This is a genomic window from Pseudomonas sp. C2B4 (assembly GCF_013359695.1).
Classification (GTDB): domain Bacteria; phylum Pseudomonadota; class Gammaproteobacteria; order Pseudomonadales; family Pseudomonadaceae; genus Aquipseudomonas.
In genome coordinates, this window is sequence record NZ_JABFMU010000014.1 from 1 (window position 1) to 17,162 (window position 17,162).

A 17,162-nucleotide genomic window follows, 5' to 3' on the forward strand; every position below is an offset into this window, starting at 1 on the left:
TGTGGCAGCGCGCCTGCTCGCGAAAGCGTTCTGTCAGTCACTGAAATCGTGACTGAACTGACGCCTTCGCGAGCAGGCTCGCTCCCACAGGGTTTGGTATTTCGTTTGATCAGGCGTAGTAGTCGACGGCGCTGGAACCGATCACGCTGGTCACCGGAGCGGCCACCTCGGCAACGCCAGGGGTGAGCTCGTCATCCATTGAGTCGAGGCGGCCACCACGGGCGCTGGTGCGCCCGCTCTGGTTCTGCTGCGCCTGCTCTTGTCCCTGCTGCGAACCTCGGGACTGGTCGGATACGTTGACGTCGACCTGGCCCATGCCCTGCTGCGCGAACATGTCACGCAAGCGATGCATCTGCCCGTCCAGCGCTTCGCGAACACTGGGGTGAGCGCTCATGAACGTCACTTGGGTCTGCTGGTCGGGCACCATGTTCACCCGAATGTCGAGACGCCCCAGTTCAGCGGGTTGCAACTGGATGTCAGCCGCCTTGAGATTGGCGCTGGACAGGTACATGACCCGATTCACCACCTCCTCGGTCCAGCCACTCTGATGCATGGCGATCGGCTGGTTGACCGGTAAGGCATTGGCGGTTTTCGGCGTGGCGGCTTGCGTCAATGCCGCCAGACGGTTGGCGAAATCATCAACGCGGGTATCACTGCTGGCCGATTTCAGATCCTTGAGGCCGTCATCGATCAGGCCGCTGAACGCCTTCTCTCCACCCTGACTGGTGCTGTCCTTGCTGGTCTGCACATCGAGCATGTTGGCCATGCCGGCGGCAAAATTCTGCGCCAGGGTCTGCTCGCCATCAGCCTGAGCCTGGGCAGGCGTCGGTGCGGCTTTAGGCTGTGACTGGCTGGAGGCCGAAACGTGACCGCTCTGCTCCATGGCCATGCGCACGGCGGGCAGTGCATCAAGAGGATCGGCTTCAGGATCGAAATCGGTGTCGGCTGCAGCGACGGCCGCAGTCGCGGTCGATGCTGTTGTGACGATTGCGGCAACCGGTGCTTCGACTGGCGGTTGCGCGGGATCCGCGACGGGTGGCGTGGTCGGCGTGGTCGGCGCAGGCGCAATGACCGCGGGCTGCATCGCCTGCAGCAAGGCAGGATCGAGCGCCGGATCGACCGGCGCCGTCTCGGCAACCGGCGTCTGCGCGGTATCCGCCGTATCGTCGCTGGCGGCCTTGTCGTCGGTCTGTGCCGGTTTATCGGCGGGCAAGGATTTGCCGCTATCGGCAACCGCCGGTTCCGGGGCGGCAGATTTGTCGTCGGCTACATCTTTATTGCCGGCGCCATCCTGGGTCTTGTCCCGTACCGGTTTGACCGAACCATCAGCCATCCCTGCAGGCTTGTTCTGCGCCTGCTTGGCGTACACCTGGGAGAAGCTCGCGGCCTTGTCCCCGGGCTCAGCGGTCAGCGCCGTGGTTTTGGCGGAGGCGGCTTGAGTCTTGGCCTGCGTGGCGGCCTGAAGAAGCGAATTGGGGGTAACGGGCATTTAACGGTCTCCGCTGCACTGGGATCGTAGGTACAGTTGGGAGAGTTGACTGCAAAGGTCGCGCCAGTTTTGCCCGTTTGCAGTTAATAAGGCCGAACGGTCGCGATCGCAGAGAGCGCGCGCTGTCGCTCTTCTTCGTAAAGTGGCCGGACAAACGCGAATTCGCGGGTGATTTCAGCCATCAGCGTTTCAATGCCGGAAAGGTTTCGCGCTTTGGCCCGTTGTTCGAGGTCATGACACAGCTCAGCCAGGCGAATGGCGCCCATGTTGCTGCTGCTGCCCTTGAAACTATGGGCAGTCTCGAGAATTCGCGCGGCGTCGGTGACCACGGATAATTGCTGCAACCGCTCTTCGGAGTCTGCGAGGAAGGTATCGATCAATGTCGAAAACTCGTCCTCCATGACATCCCGCAACGCGCAGAGCACGTCCGGGTCAAGATGTAGGTCAGTCACTTGCTCACTCCTTGATCAAGAATGCGCGGATTATGCCAGAGCCTCCCAGAAAAACTCCACGCGGGCACTTCGACCATCGTCGGACCAATTGGCGTTACGCCCCAACTGGCGGATCAGACTGACCCCGCGACCCGACAAACGGACAGGATCCATGGGACGCTCCATCACTCGTTCAACATCGAATCCCTTGCCGCTGTCCTCCACGCGAATCACCAGGCGACCACCCTCGCCTTGCGGCGTGACCTGCAAATGCACCCGGACATAGCCCTCCTGCAGCTCGGCCAGGCGGGTATTTCGCTGCTGGTAATAACGGGCAAAACCCGCGACGTCGCGCTTGAGGCTGGAATCGAGCCCCAGCACGCCATGCTCAAGGGCATTGGAGTACAGCTCGGCCAGAACACTGTAGAGCGCCCCGCTCTGGGCCCTCAGACCGTGAACCTCCAGCAGCAGCTGCAACAGGTACGGCAGCGGATTGAACCGCTTGAGCGTGGCGGCGCGAAACTCGAAACTCAGCGACCAATCCAGCGGGCAGGACTGTCCGCTATCGGAATAGACCAGAGCGGGAGGACTCAGTTGAACGGGATCGAGCAAGCTGATCTCGACCATGCTGACATCGTCCCGGGCTTCGCCGCGAAAATCCCGCAGCGCCTGGTCGATTTCTTCGAATAACGCATCCGGCTGGCGATTGGCGGCAAAAACCTGCTGCAACCGCTGCACACCAAACAGCTGATCGCTGGCATCGCAGGTATCGATCACTCCGTCAGACAGCAGAAACACCCGATCCCCTAGCGCCATCGGAAACACTTCGGTGCTGTCATCAAATGTTTGCGGGCTCAACACACCCAGCGGCAGATGCCGCGCCGTCAGCGGCGTGCGCTCTCCGGTGGCCATGCTGTGCAGGTAACCGTCCGGCATGCCGCCGTTCCAGACCTCCACCGAGCGACGCTGAAAACTCAGGCACAGCAGCGTCGCACAACAGAACATGTCCACCGGCAGGATGCGCTTGAGCTTGGCATTCATCTCGCGCAGGGTTTCCGCCAGGCCATAGCCCTTGGCGGTCATGCCGTAAAAGACTTCGGCCAGGGGCATCGCACCGACCGCGGCCGGCAACCCATGGCCGGTGAAATCGCCGAGCAGCACATGCATGTCACCGGCCGGGGTGAACGCGGCCAGCAGCAGATCGCCGTTGAACAGCGCGTAAGGCGATTGCAGGTAACGGATATTGGGCGCATTCAGGCAGCCGGAGTGGGCCACCTTATCGAAAACGGCCTTGGCCACACGCTGTTCGTTGAGCAAATAGTCGTGATGCCGGACAATCTGGTCACGTTGCTGCAACACGGTTGCCTGCAACCGTCGCAGACGGTCCATCGCCTTGATCTTGGCGCCGAGGATCACCTGGTTGTACGGCTTCGCCAAAAAGTCGTCGCCCCCAACTTCCAGGCAGCGGGCCAAGGCTTCGCTTTCGGACAAAGAGGTCAGGAAGATAATCGGCACCAGGGTTTCCCCGGCCAGCTCCTTGATTTGCCGGGCGGCTTCGAAGCCATCCATCACCGGCATCATCGCGTCCATCAACACCAGTTGCGGACGTTGCCGGGCAAAGGCCTCGACCGCTTCGGCACCGTTGGCCGCCGTCAGCACCTGATGCCCCTGGCGCCGGACAATACTCGACAACAGCATGCGATCAGCCGCGCTGTCTTCAGCGATCAATATCGTCAGCGGTTCGAGTGCAGATTGCACGGCGTTCAACTGATGTCGAACAGTTTGTCGAAATTGGAGATGGCGAGGATTTTCCTCACGTCGGAACTGCTGTTGACCACGCGTATGTCGGAGTCGTCGCCGCCGGCGTGATCACGTAACAGGAGCAGCATGCCCAGTGCGGAACTGTCGAGGTAGGTCGCTTCTTTCAGGTCGATCACCACTTCGGCGAGATCCTTGTGCTCGTAGGATTCCCGAAACTCCTGATGCTTGGCGAAATCGAATCGTCCCTTGACCGATATCGTCAGTTTTTGTCCATCCGCAGAGACTTCTGTAACGACTGACATGTCATGGCTTCCTTGTCATTGGTAAACCTGCTTGTACAAGGTTTAGCATTTGGTAGAGGTTGGGGCAAGGCAGGAAATTTGTGGGAGCCTTGAGGGCCTCTTCGCGAGCAGGCTCGCTCCCACAGGTAACACGGCCGAATGGATTCAATACTGATCCTGCCGCGGCAGCCGCTGGGACAATTCATCCAGCAGCTTCTGCTCGCGCTTGTCCTCCAGCGCCCGCGCTTCGTCCATGTATCGTTGAACCAGTTTGCGCAAGCCTTCGACCCGGGCGAACGCCTGCTGCCAGGTGTCCCGCGCCTTGTTCAGGTTGTTCTGGTGCCAGGCCAGGCTTTGCCGCTGCTGATCGATGGCCGTGCCCAACTGCGCCAGGAAGCCTTGATAGCCCAGCAGCCATTGGCCTGATACGCCGCCGCTGCCGCGCACAATCCACTGCTCCTGATAATCGAGACGAAAGGCTTCGAGGTCGGCAAGCTTGCTCTCGGCCAGCCGCACCTGCCCCTGAAAGTGCCCCAGGCGCTGGACCGCGGTTTTCTCGGCTTTTTCGGCCATTTCCACCACGGGGGCCAGGCGCCCTGCCCGAGTCTGCGCCATGACCGGTTAACCGCCCGCCGCGGGCGCGAAGATCGACGCAAGGTACGCTTCGCTTTCGCCCAGGCTGATGCTGTCGTTCAGGCCCTGACGCAGGTATTTGACCAACTGCGGCTGCAGGGAGATCGCCAGGTCGGTCTCGCGATCACCACCGGCCACGTAGGCACCGACACTGATCAGATCCCGGCTCTGCTGATAGCGCGACCACAATTGCTTGAAATACTGTGCGCGGGTCATGTGCTCCGGCGACACCACCGCCGGCATGACCCGGCTGATGGACGCCTCGATATCGATGGCCGGGTAGTGACCTTCCTCGGCCAGTCGCCGCGACAAGACGATGTGCCCGTCGAGCACGCCTCGCGCCGAGTCGGCAATCGGGTCCTGCTGGTCGTCGCCTTCGGACAGCACGGTATAGAACGCTGTAATCGACCCGCCGCCCTTCTCGGCATTACCGGCCCGCTCCACCAGTTTCGGCAACTTGGCGAATACCGACGGCGGGTAGCCCTTGGTCGCCGGCGGCTCGCCGATGGCCAAGGCGATTTCCCGCTGGGCCTGGGCGAATCGGGTCAACGAATCCATCAGCAACAGGACATTCTTACCCTTGTCGCGGAAATACTCGGCGATGCGCGTGCAGTACATGGCCGCGCGCAGGCGCATCAGTGGCGCATCGTCCGCTGGCGACGCCACCACCACGGAACGCTTGAGGCCTTCTTCACCGAGAATGTGCTCGATGAATTCCTTAACTTCACGACCCCGCTCGCCGATCAGGCCGACGACGATAATGTCGGCCTCGGTGAAGCGGGTCATCATGCCCAGCAACACGGATTTACCCACGCCGGTACCGGCAAACAGCCCGAGCCGCTGGCCGCGACCGACCGTCAACATACCGTTGATGGAGCGGATGCCCACGTCGAGCGGCTCGCTGATCGGTTCACGCTTGAGGGGGTTGATGGTCGGACCATCCATCGGCACCCAGTCCTCGGCCTTCATTCCGCCCTTGCCATCGAGCGCGCGGCCCGCGCCATCCAGCACCCGCCCGAGCATGCTCATGCCCATTGGCAAGCGACCACTGTCCGACAGAGGAACGACGCGAGCGCCAGGGGCAATGCCAGCGACACTGCCGACCGGCATCAGAAAGACTTTGCTGCCGGAGAAGCCCATGACTTCGGCTTCGACCTGCACCGGGTGATAGCTGTCGTCGTTGATGACCATGCAGCGACTGCCCATGGCGGCACGCAAGCCCTCGGCTTCGAGGGTCAGGCCGACCATGCGCAGCAGGCGGCCTTCGAGGATCGGTGCGCCAGCCAGTTGCGTGGCCTCGGCATAACTGCCCAGGCGCTTGGCGAAACTGGTGCGTTCAAGGCGCATCGGGAACGTCCGGAGCCGCAGGTTTGCCATCGACCGGCAACTCAAGGCTCATGTCTGGCGCGGCCGGGTGCAAGGCCTGCTCGTGCAACTGGTCGAACAACTTGTCCATTACCTGTTTGACGCGGGTTTCGACCGTGGCATCGATACGGCTGTGTTCGGTCTCGACCCGGCAACCGCCCGGCAACAGCGACTCATCCTCGACGATGCGCCAGGTTTCTTCATGGCGTTCGCGCAGGGCTTTGACCTGTTCGAAATCCTGCGGATTGATGTACAGCCGCACATTGTTCACGCCCAACGGCAGCAGCTTGAGGGCTTCGCGCATGACGTGTTCGATCTGCGTGGAATCGATGGCCAGTTCGCGCTGAATCACCTGGCGGGTGATGTGCTGCACGAGGTCGACCAGGGATTTTTCAATCAGGGTGTCCTGCTCGGCGATGGGCTCGAACAGGTGTGTCATCAGCTGCTCCAGCCCCGCAATCTTGGGTGCCAGCGCTGCTTCGGCTTCCTGGCGAACCTTGAGCGTGGTGCTGTGGAAACCTTCACGTTCACCCACCGCGAAGCCTTCGTTGTAGGCTTCCTGGCGAATGCTTTCGAGCTCTTCGAGCGTCAGTGGCTGGACTTCCTCCAGCGGCACTTCTTCCATTTCCGGCGGTTCGGGTTCCGGCTCCGGCTCAGGCTCGGGTTCCGGCGGATCGAAGCTGGGCAGCGCCCAGGTATCGAACCCACTGACTTCCCCGGCCCGGATCAGGTCAGTGGGTTCATCGTCATGCTTGGCCATGGCGTTAGATCATTTCCTCGCCGCCCTTGCCGCCGAGCACGATTTCTCCGGCTTCGGCCATACGGCGGGCGATGGTGAGGATTTCCTTCTGCGCGGTTTCCACGTCGCTGACGCGCACCGGGCCCTTGGCTTCGAGGTCGTCGCGCAGCAGCTCGGCCGCACGCTTGGACATGTTCTTGAAGATCTTCTCCTTGACGTTTTCGTCCGAACCCTTGAGGGCCAACACCAGCACGTCGGAGGACACTTCGCGCAACAGAGCCTGGATACCGCGGTCGTCGACATCGGCCAGGTTGTTGAACACGAACATGAGGTCTTCGATCTGACCGGACAGGTCTTCGTCGACTTCGCGAATCGAATCCATGAGCTGGCCTTCGATCGAACTGTCGAGGAAGTTCATGATGTCGGCCGCGCGCTTGATGCCACCCAGAGTGGTGCGCGAGGCATTGGAATTGCCGGAGAACTGCTTCTCGAGAATCTGGTTGAGTTCTTTCAGGGCCGCTGGCTGCACGGTGTTCAGCGAGGAAACCCGCAGAATGATGTCCAGTCGCACCTTGTGGTCGAAGTTGCCGAGCACTTCGCCGGCCTGGTCCGGATCGAGGTACGCCACCACGATCGCCTGGATCTGCGGGTGCTCGTAACGGATGACGTCGGCGACCGCGCGCGGCTCCATCCACTTCAGGCTGTCGAGGCCGCTGGTGTTGCCACCCAGCAGGATGCGGTCGATCAGACCGTTGGCCTTGTCTTCGCCCAGGGCCTGGGTGAGCATTTTTCGCACGTAGTCGTCGGAGCCGACGCCCAGGCTGGTCTGGTCGCCGACGATGTCGACGAACTCGCTCATCACCTGCTCGACCTGCTCGCGGTGCACGTTACCCATCTGGGCCATGGCCACGCCCACACGCTGGACCTCTTTGGGCCCCATGTGGCGCAGCACCTGGGCGGCGTCGGTAGACCCCAGGGACAGCAGCAGGATCGCGGCTTTGTCGACCTTGGTCAGTTTGGCGGCAACGGCTCGGTTATCACTCATCTGCGTTAATCCACTCTTTCACGACCTGAGCCACACGACCCGGGTCTTCTGCCACCAGACTCTTGATTGCGTTCAACTGTGCATCATAGCCCTCGCTCGGGCTCGGCAGCAGGATGCTGGTCGGACCGCCGAGGCTGACCCGATCGTTGGCCAGTTCGCCGTCCAGGCCGCCCATGCCGCCCAGCTCGGCGTCGCTGCCAATGCCGGCCAGCTGCTTGTCTTTGCCGCCACCGGTGATGTTGTTGAGCACCGGACGCAGCACACCGAACACCAGCACCAGAATGAACAAGACACCCATCACTTGCTTGACGATGTCCCAGAACCACGGCTGGGAATAGAACGGAATGTCGGCAATCACTTCGCCACGGTCGGCGGAGAACGGCATGTTGATCACGCTGACGCTGTCGCCACGGCTGGCGTCGAAACCGACCGCGTCCTGAACCAGACGGGTGAAACGTGCCAATTCATCGGCGCTCCACGGCGCGCGAGTCGTTTCGCCATTGGCCGGGTTGACCTTGACCTGATCGTCCACCACCACCGACACCGACAGGCGATTCAGACGCCCCTGCTGCTGCTTGGTGTGGCTGATGGAGCGGTCGAGCTCGAAGTTCTTGGTCGATTGTTGACGCTTGTCCGCCGGGTATGGCGCCAGCATCGGCTGACCGGTGGCCGGGTCCATGATTTGCTGGCCGTTGGCATCGATCAAAGGCTGGCCGGGCTGCACCATGCCCGCCGACGCGGTGGCGCCGCCAGTGGTCTGCGGTGCGGACGCCGGCGAAGGTGGCTGGTTGCTCAAGGCACCCGGTACACCCTGCGGGCCATTGCTGGCGGTACGTTGTTCGTTGACCGACTGCTCGCTGCGCAGCGCCGGTTGGTCCGGGTTGAACTGCTCGGAGGTCGACTCGACGGCACTGAAGTCCACGTCGGCCGAGACTTCGGCCTTGTAGCGATCATTGCCCAGCACCGGTTGCAGGATGTTGTGCACACGCTGGGTGAGCATGCTTTCCATGCGGCGGCTGTAATCGAATTGCTTGCCGGCCATGGTCAGTTCGGAGTTCTCCGCCTGATCGGACAGCAGGTTGCCCTTCTGGTCGACCACAGTGATCTGCGATTTGCTGAGTTCGGGAACACTGGTCGCCACCAGGTTGATGATGGCCACGACCTGGCCAGGCTCCAGCGAGCGACCGGAATAGAGTTCAACCAGAACCGAAGCACTCGGCTTGCGCTCATCGCGCACAAACACCGAACTCTTCGGAATCGCCAGGTGCACGCGGGCACCCTTGACGTTGTTCAGGCTGGAAATGGTCCGGGCCAGTTCGCCTTCGAGTCCGCGACGGTAACGGGTGGCTTCCATGAACTGGCTGGTACCCAGGCCCTGTTCCTTGTCGAGGATCTCGAAGCCGATATTGCCGTCGCTGGGAGTAACACCAGCGGCCGCCAGTTTCAGGCGCGCACGGGACAGGTCGTCGGCCTTGACCAGCAAGGCACCGGAATTGGGTTCAACGTTGTAGGGAATATCGGCGGAGGCCAGGGTATCCATGACCTGCTTGGCGTCCATCCCGGCAAGGCTGCCGTACAGCGGACGGTAGTCCGGCTGCTGGGACCACAACACCACGGCAAAACCAATCGCCACGCTCGCGGCCAGGCCGACCAACAGGCCCACCTGACGCAACATGGTCATCTCGGAAAGGTTTTCCAGGAAGGACAATCCGAACAGCGGCGGTTTGCCCTCTGTCGGCGTGGTCTTGGCCGGAACGTTATCGGCGACTGCATCTGCCATGACTTATATCTCGCCCTTAAACCGGCATCTGCATGATGTCTTGGTAGGCCTGGACCAGTTTGTTACGCACTTGGGTCAATGCCTGAAAAGACACGCTGGCCTTCTGCGAGGAAATCATCACGTCCGTCAGGTCGACGCCGCTCTTGCCGATTTCGAAGGCATTGGCCAACTGACTGGAAGCCTGCTGGGTATCGTTCACTTTATTGACGGCCTGACCGAGCATGTCGGAAAAGCTGCTGCCATTCAGTTCAGGGACGGCGGCAGTCGATTTCGGCGCAGACATGGCATCCATTTGCATGGCGCGCATGTCCAGCATCAATCGATTGAATTCAATACCTTGGCTCATGGTCTCTCTCTTTGACGAAGCACGTCGTTGGCGGCACGCAATTTTTTGACACTAATCAACGGATACTGAGGTGTTAGCAACAAGGGTGCCAGCTCGCAGGCACCTTTTCAGAAAAGCCTTACAAACGTTTGCGCTATCGTTTACGTGGCAAACAGATAGCCTTCCACATCCATCCCGGCATCGCGCATTTGCGCCAGCTTGTAGCGCAAGGTACGCGGGCTGATGCCCAGCTTTTCCGCCGCCTCCTTGCGTCGCCCCCTCTCCGCGCGCAAGGTGTCGATGATCATCTGGAACTCGCGACGACGCAGGTCATCACCCAAGGCTCCCGCGGATTCGGCTTCGACCTCCACGGCTCGCACAGGCGCACTCGCTGGCGCCGATACCGGCAATGGCGCAAAGGTGACTGGCCCGGCCAGACAGAAGTCCCGGGGCTGGATCAAACCGCCCTGTTGCAGGATCAACGCACGCTGAATCGCGTTATCCAGCTCACGCACATTCCCCGGCCACGGGTAACCGATCAGGCACGCCTGTGCCTCGGGCGACAAGCGCGCCGCGGCATGCTTCATTTTATTGACGTGTTTGGTCAGCAGACGCTCGGCCAGTGGCAGGATATCGGCGGTACGTTCGCGCAACGGACGCCACGCCAGCGGAAACACTGACAGGCGATAGTAGAGGTCTTCACGGAAACGCCCCGCCGCCACTTCCCCGGCCAGGTCACGGTTGGTGGTCGCGACCACGCGAATGTCCAGGGTGATCGGCTTGCGCGCACCGACCCGCTCGACCTCGCGCTCTTGCAGCACCCGCAGCAACTTGGCTTGCAGGCCGAGGGGCATCTCGGAAATTTCGTCGAGCAGGATGGTCCCGCCATCGGCCTGCTCGAATTTACCGGCCTGCGCCGCGATGGCGCCGGTGAACGAGCCTTTTTCATGGCCGAACAGGGTGGCTTCCAGCATGTTGTCCGGGATCGCCGCACAGTTGATCGCAATGAACGGCTGACTGGCGCGATGAGAGTGCTGGTGAATGTAGCGCGCCAGCACCTCCTTGCCCGTCCCGGACTCACCGGAGATCAGCACCGTGGAGTCACTGCGGGCAACCCGGGCGGCCAGTTCCAGCAATTGGGCACTGGCCGGTTCGAAGGCCACCGGCCCCTCGTTGTCAACGGCGCCGAGACTGCCCAAGGCATGCCGGGCGACCAGATCGAGCAATGCCCTGGGCTCAAATGGCTTGACCAAATAGTCCGCTGCGCCCTGGCGCATCGCATCCACTGCCCGCTCCACGGCACCGTGCGCCGTCATCAGCAAAACCGGCAGCTGCGGCTGACGCGCCCGCAGCAAGCCGAGCAACTGATGGCCATCCATGCCCGGCATATTGACGTCGCTGACCACCAGATTGAACGCCTCGACGTCGACCGCAGTCAGGGCCTCCTCCGCCGAACCGACAGCTTTGTAATCGTGCCCGGCGAGCAACAGTGTGTCGGCCAATGCTTCGCGTAAAGCGCGGTCATCCTCGACCAGTAAAACCTTGATGCTCATGACGTTGACTCCACTCCCTGAGCGCTGCGTTTTTCATCGGAAAAAAGCGGCAGAATCACCTGCGCACAGGTGCCGCGCCCCAGTCGCGAACGCAACTGCAATTGTCCCTGATGGGCACGGGCTACCGCCTTGACCACGGTGAGCCCGAGTCCGGTTCCGGTGGCCTTGGTGGTGAAAAACGGCTCGCCCAGGCGCGCCAGTACGACGCCGTCGATACCGCTGCCGCTATCACTGACACACACACGCAAATGGCTGTCGCGGGTATACAGATGAACCTTCAGACGCGCATCACCGGCACTGGCCTGAATTGCGTTCTCGATGAGATTGAGGAGGGCTCCGACCAGCGTGTCGCGACTGCAGAGCAGCTCGCCGGCATGGCTGTCGCACTGCCAGCGAATGGGCAGGTCCTGCACGTGGGTCAGGGCCGCCGCCTGCAACGCCTGCATAAGCTGTCCAGGGGTTACCCGATCGGTCAGGGGCAGCTCGCCACGAGCGAATACCAGCATGTCCCGCACCTGATGTTCCAGCTCGTGCAAACGCTCCTTGAGGCGCCCGGCAAAACGCTGCTGGGTCTCCACCGGCAATTGCTGCTCAGTCAAATGACTGGCGTAGAGCAAGGCGGCAGACAACGGTGTGCGAATCTGATGGGCAAGCGACGCCACCATGCGGCCCAGGGAAGACAAACGCTCGTGGCGGGCCAGCTGATCCTGCAGGTGACGGGTTTCAGTCAGGTCATTCAAAAGCACCAGCTGACCCGGCTCGGCATCCAGCGAACGCGTGGCGATCGACAGGCGCCGACCATCCTTGAGGGAGACTTCATGACCATCGTCTTCGCGAGGCGCAAAACAGCGGGCAATGACGTGGCGCCACAACTCGCCTTCGAGCGGCAGGCCAAGCAACTCACAGGCCGCCGGGTTGGCTTCGCGCACGATGCCCTGGGCGTCGATGACGATGACGCCACCGGGCAACAGATCCAGGAGGTTTTGCAGACGGTTGGCCAGGCGTTCTTTTTCCGCCAGCTCCTGCATGCGCTGGGCACTGACCACGGCCAGCTCACCCTTGAGCTCGGTGACCCGGGCTTCGAGCATGCTGTAGGAACTGGTCAACTGGCTGGACATCTGGTTGAACAGGGCGAAAGCCTGCTCGAGGCCAAGCCGGCTTGCCTGCTCTACGGACGACGGTTGCCCCAGGGCATCCCCCAAGAAATCTGGAGCAGGAGACATCTGGGCGGATGGGGGCATGTTGTGCTCTCTCGCTTGGCTGACCGTCAGTGAAACGGAACGTTGCGAGGGATGTAGCAATACCCGTGCCTAAAAAAAACTGCTTACAAATGAATAGGTTGAAAAACAGGCGTCAATCATCCGCCTGTTCATCTCCGTCACGACGACTCATGCCGTACTTGCGCATCTTTTCCACCAGCGTGGTACGACGGATACGCAGCCGTTCGGCAGCGCGCGCCACAATGCCATTGGCATCATCCAGTGCCTGCTGGATCAACCCCTGCTCCAGACCACCGAGGTAGTCTTTGAGGTCGAGGCCTTCCGGCGGCAGCATGGCGCCAGCGGTGAAGTCCGGGGTATGGCCATTAATGGCCACGCGCTCTTCGAGATCACTGCGCAGGCTGTCGACCATTTGCTCGTCTTCGTCGTCGACGTAGCGGAATTTCTTCGGCAATTCGACCACGCCAATCACGCCGTACGGATGCATGATCGCCATGCGCTCCACCAGGTTCGCCAGCTCGCGGACGTTACCCGGCCAGCCGTGACGGCACAGGGACATGATCGCCGCGGAATTGAAACGGATCGAACCCCGCTTCTCGTGCTCCATGCGCGAGATCAACTCGTTCATGAGCAATGGAATGTCTTCAACGCGCTCGCGTAGCGGCGCCATCTCGATCGGGAAAACGTTCAGGCGGTAGTACAGGTCTTCGCGGAACGTGCCGATCTCGATCATGCTTTCGAGATTCTTGTGGGTCGCCGCAATGATGCGCACATCGACGCTTTGCGTCTTGTTGCTGCCCACGCGCTCGAAGGTGCGCTCCTGCAGCACGCGCAGCAACTTCACCTGCATCGGCAGTGGCATGTCGCCGATTTCATCGAGGAACAGGGTGCCACCGTTGGCCAGTTCGAAACGCCAGGCGCGACTGGTGATCGCCCCGGTGAACGCGCCCTTCTCGTGACCGAACAATTCGCTTTCCAGCAGCTCGGCCGGGATCGCCCCGCAGTTCACCGGTACGAACGGTGCCTCACGGCGCTTGGAATGGTAGTGCAGGTTGCGCGCAACGACTTCCTTGCCGGTCCCGGACTCTCCCAGGATCAACACGCTGGCGTCGGTGTCGGCGACTTGCTGCATCATCTGGCGGACATGCTGGATCGCACGGCTGGTGCCGACAAGGCTGCGGAAAAGATTGGGTTCGCGATGACGGCCGCGCTCGCGGGCCTGGTCGTACATCTCGCGATAGACCTGGGCACGGTGCAGCGAGTCGAGCAATTTGCTGTAGCTGGGTGGCATTTCGAGGGTCGAGAGCACCCGACGACGCTGGTCTTCCGGCAGGTCAATGGAAGAATTATCGCCCATTAGCAAAACCGGAAGGAACTCATCCCATGTCGAGAGTGTCTTTAACAAGCCCAGAAGTGCACCAGGAGCATTGACCGTCCCGATGAGGACACAGATTACTTCGCGACTAGATGACAATGAGCCGACAGCCTGCTGCCAGTCGTGGCTACCGCAGGGCAAATTTTCTTCGCCGAGAAAATTTAAAATCACCGCTAAATCGCGGCGACGGACGCTATCGTCATCTATCAGCAGAATTTTGGTTTCACGCCACATGCAATAGCAACTTCCCTAGTCAACTCAATGCCCAAAATGCGGGGGCAAGCTATACGCTTGCAGGCAGGATATGCCTGAAGACGACTGAAATCTGGAACCAGCCACTAGTTAAGTCAAAAAACCGTGCACAGTCAAATTTATGGCGCACTATGTTTGGATTAACTGGCGTCAATTAACCAAACAGATGGTAAACCTTTGATGCCTTTTGTGCATGATTGATCTGCGACATCTCGTCGACTATCGCCTGCCGCTCCCCCATCGTCGCCGTCAGCAACTCTTTGTAAACGGCCAGCAACCCTTCCAGATTAGTCCGCACCGCCTCTTCGTCGATCGGTGCTTCGGCGAGCACTTCATCGACGCATTCACGGCAGGTCGTATCCAACTCACCAATCGCGTCCCAATTGCGTGCTGCCAAGGCGTCGACCAAGGCTTCGCGGGTTTCTTCTATGCGTCGCAGTGCTTGACTCATGATGTCATCCTCGGCCATCAGGCCTGTGGGGTGGTGCCGGCGATAGCATCCCAACCGCTTTTCAGGGTTTCGAGCAGACCCGATACTTCGTCGATGATTTCGGCGTTGTTATCGCGATTGGCTTCCATCAGACGCGTCGTCATGTAGGCGTACAGATTATCGAGCTGCTGCAGCGAAGCCGGATCCTCGGTCTTTTCCGGGTTCAAGCCATCGCGCAGGCCGATGATGATGTCCACGGCCTTGCCCAGCATCAACCCCTTGAGTGCGACGTCGCCCCGCTCCAACGCGCCCTTGGCCTGGGCCATGCGGTCCAGCCCGCCCTCCATCAGCATCTGCACCAGGCGATGGGGGTTGGCTTCAGAGATCTGGGCATGGGAATTGACCTTCTGGTATTGGCGAAGGGCTCTCATGGGGTTCATGTTTCTACCTCGTGACAGACAACAGCTGAAAATTGGAATGCTCTGATCTTTATGTCGACTGAGCGACACATAACTTTAACGCGGACACCCCACCAATGAAAAAACCCAGGCGCTGTCTGACAGACGACCTGGGTTTTTTATGCCTGATGCGGATCAGTCCGACTTAGGATTATTCAGCGCATTGAGCGTGGTCATGATGCTGTCGCTCTGGGCGCGCAACCTGGCCACCAGGGAGTCCATCGCCGTGTACTTGGCGGTCAGGCTCGTCTGCAGGCTCACCATCCGCGCATCGAGAGCGTCCTGCTGCTTTTTCAGGTCAGTCAGGCTGTCGCTCAAGCTCGCCGAACGCGCGGCAAAAACCCCGGTGGTTTTCTGCGCGAAGGTGTCCGTGGCGGTCTTCATGCGCGCCAGCAAACCGGTATCGCCGGCAAAGATGCCGTTGATGTCGGCGGCATTGGTGAGCGCCGCAGCATCAAACACTTTGTCGTTGATCGACAGCAATCCGGTCTTCTGATCGGTCTGGACACCAAACTGAGCAAGGGACTTCATATCACCTGTGCCGCCCATGGCGTTCAACTCGGTACGTACCGACGACAACAGCGAACGCAGTGACGCGTCACCTGTCAGAGCACCCGCCGTCATTGTACCGTCGGCGTTGGTGGTGACCTGGGTCTCAGCGTTGGCAGCCTTGATCAGCGCGTTGTAGGTGTCGACAAAACCCTTGACCGACGACTTGAGCGTCGCCTTGTCGGCAGCTACGGTGATAGTGGCTGGCGTCGCCGCACCACCACCGGACGGCGTCGGAGAAACGCCTGTCAGCTTGAGGGTGATTCCGCTTACCGCATCGGCAATGGTATTGCTCTTGGACTCCATCGCCACGCCATCGAGCTTGTAGAGGGCATTCTGCGGTGTGGCGAGAACGGAGGTGCCAGTCTCCAGACCAGAGTTACCCGACAAAGTCAGGTCCGAACCGACACCGGTCTTGCTGGAGGTCAGCACCATCCGGGAACCGTTGGCATCGGTCAGGATGTTGGCGCTCAAGCCCTGGTTCGCGTACTGGGAGTTGATCGAGTCACGGACCTGCTGCAACGTCGCGCCGGCAGGAATGCTGACGTCGAAGGTGTCGCTGCCCTGCTTGATGCTCAGCGTGGTCGGCGACGCACCGGCGTTGATCACCGAAGAGGCGCCGTCGGCGTAGACCTTGGTGGAAATTTTCGATGAGGTCGCTAACTGGGTCACCAGCAGCGAGAAGCTGCCCGCTGCCGCACCGTTACTGGTGGTCACGGTGGCGACTTTTTCATCGGAAGACGTACCGTTCAACCCGCTGAAGCTGGAGGCGGTCTTCATGTTTTCCAACGCGCCACGGAAGGCATCCAGTGCCGCCTGGATTTTGCCGATCGACGACAGCGAGGTGGTTGCTTTCAGCGTCTGATTGTTGATTTGCGTCTGTTTTGGTGCTCTCTCGGAGTCCACCAAAGACTTCACAATCGCTTGGGTATCGATGTTCGAACCAATACCGCTAACCGATGTACCCGCCATCCTCTCTCTCCTTATCCAGTGGCTGCCGTTTTCTTGACCGCAATCGCGTTAAACGGCTACAGCAACAAAATTCATGCCAGCTCAGACTTTGTCGTCAAACAACAAACTGCTGGCGTCCGACAGGCTTTGGGCCAGTTTCAGTGCAGCTTCCGACGGGATCTGGCGAATCACGAGCCCCGTTTCGGTGGCGATGACCTTGACCACAACGCGGCCAGTGGAGTCATCAATGGAAAAATCCAGATTGCGCTGGGCAGCCTGGACGAACTCCTGAATATCGGTCACGGCCTTTTCAAGTTCGTCGCGCTTGGGCTCGGAACCCGGCTTAGCGACGTTTTCAGTCTTGGGCTGATCCTGTTTGGCAGTGACGGTCGGCGTTGCGCCCTGAGGGGCAACGGCAGGATAAGACAGGTTCAACTTGACGCTCATGTCCATGTTAAATCTCCTCATCGCTCAAAAGACAAAAGGGCACGTAAACGCGCCCTTCCGTCATTCACAAAGTGCCGG

17 protein-coding genes are annotated in these 17,162 nt (G+C 60.6%); all 17 read right to left on the minus strand.

Annotation, left to right across the window (positions count from 1 at the left end; genetic code table 11):
• Nucleotides 1-109 precede the first annotated feature (109 nt).
• The gene (locus HNQ83_RS11905; protein WP_175389132.1) at nt 110-1,489 is read right to left on the minus strand and encodes a flagellar hook-length control protein FliK; all 1,380 of its coding nucleotides are present in this window, start codon (nt 1,487-1,489) and stop codon (nt 110-112) included.
• Nucleotides 1,490-1,572: 83 nt separating this feature from the next.
• Entirely contained in the window at nt 1,573-1,941 is a 369-nt protein-coding gene (locus HNQ83_RS11910; RefSeq protein ID WP_175389133.1) for an Hpt domain-containing protein, read from the minus strand.
• A gap of 30 nt (nt 1,942-1,971) precedes the next feature.
• Nucleotides 1,972-3,678 (minus strand): SpoIIE family protein phosphatase, encoded by a 1,707-nt coding sequence (locus HNQ83_RS11915; RefSeq protein WP_175389134.1) that lies wholly within the window; start codon nt 3,676-3,678, stop codon nt 1,972-1,974.
• Between the two features lie 5 nt (nt 3,679-3,683).
• On the minus strand, nt 3,684-3,983 hold the full coding sequence (locus HNQ83_RS11920) for an STAS domain-containing protein (RefSeq protein WP_175389135.1): 300 nt from the start codon (nt 3,981-3,983) through the stop codon (nt 3,684-3,686).
• A 144-nt stretch (nt 3,984-4,127) separates the two neighbouring features.
• The gene (gene fliJ / locus HNQ83_RS11925) at nt 4,128-4,577 is read right to left on the minus strand and encodes a flagellar export protein FliJ (protein ID WP_095195720.1); all 450 of its coding nucleotides are present in this window, start codon (nt 4,575-4,577) and stop codon (nt 4,128-4,130) included.
• Between the two features lie 6 nt (nt 4,578-4,583).
• Complete coding sequence (gene fliI, locus HNQ83_RS11930) at nt 4,584-5,942, minus strand: flagellar protein export ATPase FliI (RefSeq protein WP_175389136.1); 1,359 nt, start codon at nt 5,940-5,942, stop codon at nt 4,584-4,586.
• Nucleotides 5,932-6,720, minus strand: a complete 789-nt coding sequence (gene fliH, locus HNQ83_RS11935) for a flagellar assembly protein FliH (protein WP_175389137.1) — start codon at nt 6,718-6,720, stop codon at nt 5,932-5,934. Before fliH ends, fliI begins: the two co-directional genes overlap by 11 nt.
• Nucleotides 6,721-6,724: 4 nt before the next feature.
• Entirely contained in the window at nt 6,725-7,744 is a 1,020-nt protein-coding gene (gene fliG, locus HNQ83_RS11940; RefSeq protein ID WP_095195723.1) for a flagellar motor switch protein FliG, read from the minus strand.
• Complete coding sequence (fliF, locus tag HNQ83_RS11945) at nt 7,737-9,524, minus strand: flagellar basal-body MS-ring/collar protein FliF (protein WP_175389138.1); 1,788 nt, start codon at nt 9,522-9,524, stop codon at nt 7,737-7,739. The genes fliG and fliF overlap by 8 nt, the downstream gene beginning before the upstream one ends.
• A 16-nt stretch (nt 9,525-9,540) precedes the next feature.
• Entirely contained in the window at nt 9,541-9,870 is a 330-nt protein-coding gene (gene fliE / locus HNQ83_RS11950; protein WP_175389139.1) for a flagellar hook-basal body complex protein FliE, read from the minus strand.
• Nucleotides 9,871-10,010: 140 nt separating this feature from the next.
• A complete protein-coding gene (locus HNQ83_RS11955) occupies nt 10,011-11,402 on the minus strand; it encodes a sigma-54 dependent transcriptional regulator (protein ID WP_175389140.1) in 1,392 nt (463 codons plus the stop codon).
• Complete coding sequence (locus HNQ83_RS11960) at nt 11,399-12,625, minus strand: PAS domain-containing sensor histidine kinase (RefSeq protein ID WP_372241896.1); 1,227 nt, start codon at nt 12,623-12,625, stop codon at nt 11,399-11,401. The genes HNQ83_RS11955 and HNQ83_RS11960 overlap by 4 nt, the downstream gene beginning before the upstream one ends.
• A gap of 130 nt (nt 12,626-12,755) precedes the next feature.
• Nucleotides 12,756-14,231: a sigma-54 dependent transcriptional regulator gene (locus HNQ83_RS11965; protein ID WP_175389142.1), complete on the minus strand. Its 1,476-nt coding sequence runs from the start codon at nt 14,229-14,231 to the stop codon at nt 12,756-12,758.
• A gap of 172 nt (nt 14,232-14,403) precedes the next feature.
• Nucleotides 14,404-14,700 carry a flagellar protein FliT gene (gene fliT / locus HNQ83_RS11970; protein ID WP_175389143.1) on the minus strand — a complete coding sequence of 99 codons (297 nt, stop codon included), beginning with the start codon at nt 14,698-14,700 and terminating at the stop codon, nt 14,404-14,406.
• Nucleotides 14,701-14,717: 17 nt separating this feature from the next.
• Entirely contained in the window at nt 14,718-15,119 is a 402-nt protein-coding gene (fliS, locus tag HNQ83_RS11975; RefSeq protein WP_175389144.1) for a flagellar export chaperone FliS, read from the minus strand.
• Between the two features lie 153 nt (nt 15,120-15,272).
• Nucleotides 15,273-16,658, minus strand: coding sequence for a flagellar filament capping protein FliD (fliD, locus tag HNQ83_RS11980; protein ID WP_175389145.1), 1,386 nt, complete (start codon nt 16,656-16,658; stop codon nt 15,273-15,275).
• An 81-nt stretch (nt 16,659-16,739) separates the two neighbouring features.
• Nucleotides 16,740-17,090, minus strand: a complete 351-nt coding sequence (locus tag HNQ83_RS11985; RefSeq protein ID WP_175389146.1) for a flagellar protein FlaG — start codon at nt 17,088-17,090, stop codon at nt 16,740-16,742.
• Nucleotides 17,091-17,162 lie beyond the last annotated feature (72 nt).

Bases quoted from the DNA above. Each gene is read 5' to 3' on its own strand.
- HNQ83_RS11905 (WP_175389132.1), bottom strand. From the start codon at position 1,489: ATGCCCGTTACCCCCAATTCGCTTCTTCAGGCCGCCACGCAGGCCAAG.
- HNQ83_RS11920 (WP_175389135.1), bottom strand. From the start codon at position 3,983: ATGTCAGTCGTTACAGAAGTCTCTGCGGATGGACAAAAACTGACGATA.
- fliJ (WP_095195720.1), bottom strand. From the start codon at position 4,577: ATGGCGCAGACTCGGGCAGGGCGCCTGGCCCCCGTGGTGGAAATGGCC.
- fliI (WP_175389136.1), bottom strand. From the start codon at position 5,942: ATGCGCCTTGAACGCACCAGTTTCGCCAAGCGCCTGGGCAGTTATGCC.
- fliH (WP_175389137.1), bottom strand. From the start codon at position 6,720: ATGGCCAAGCATGACGATGAACCCACTGACCTGATCCGGGCCGGGGAA.
- fliG (WP_095195723.1), bottom strand. From the start codon at position 7,744: ATGAGTGATAACCGAGCCGTTGCCGCCAAACTGACCAAGGTCGACAAA.
- fliF (WP_175389138.1), bottom strand. From the start codon at position 9,524: ATGGCAGATGCAGTCGCCGATAACGTTCCGGCCAAGACCACGCCGACA.
- fliE (WP_175389139.1), bottom strand. From the start codon at position 9,870: ATGAGCCAAGGTATTGAATTCAATCGATTGATGCTGGACATGCGCGCC.
- HNQ83_RS11955 (WP_175389140.1), bottom strand. From the start codon at position 11,402: ATGAGCATCAAGGTTTTACTGGTCGAGGATGACCGCGCTTTACGCGAA.
- HNQ83_RS11960 (WP_372241896.1), bottom strand. From the start codon at position 12,625: ATGTCTCCTGCTCCAGATTTCTTGGGGGATGCCCTGGGGCAACCGTCG.
- HNQ83_RS11965 (WP_175389142.1), bottom strand. From the start codon at position 14,231: ATGTGGCGTGAAACCAAAATTCTGCTGATAGATGACGATAGCGTCCGT.
- fliT (WP_175389143.1), bottom strand. From the start codon at position 14,700: ATGAGTCAAGCACTGCGACGCATAGAAGAAACCCGCGAAGCCTTGGTC.
- fliS (WP_175389144.1), bottom strand. From the start codon at position 15,119: ATGAACCCCATGAGAGCCCTTCGCCAATACCAGAAGGTCAATTCCCAT.
- fliD (WP_175389145.1), bottom strand. From the start codon at position 16,658: ATGGCGGGTACATCGGTTAGCGGTATTGGTTCGAACATCGATACCCAA.
- HNQ83_RS11985 (WP_175389146.1), bottom strand. From the start codon at position 17,090: ATGGACATGAGCGTCAAGTTGAACCTGTCTTATCCTGCCGTTGCCCCT.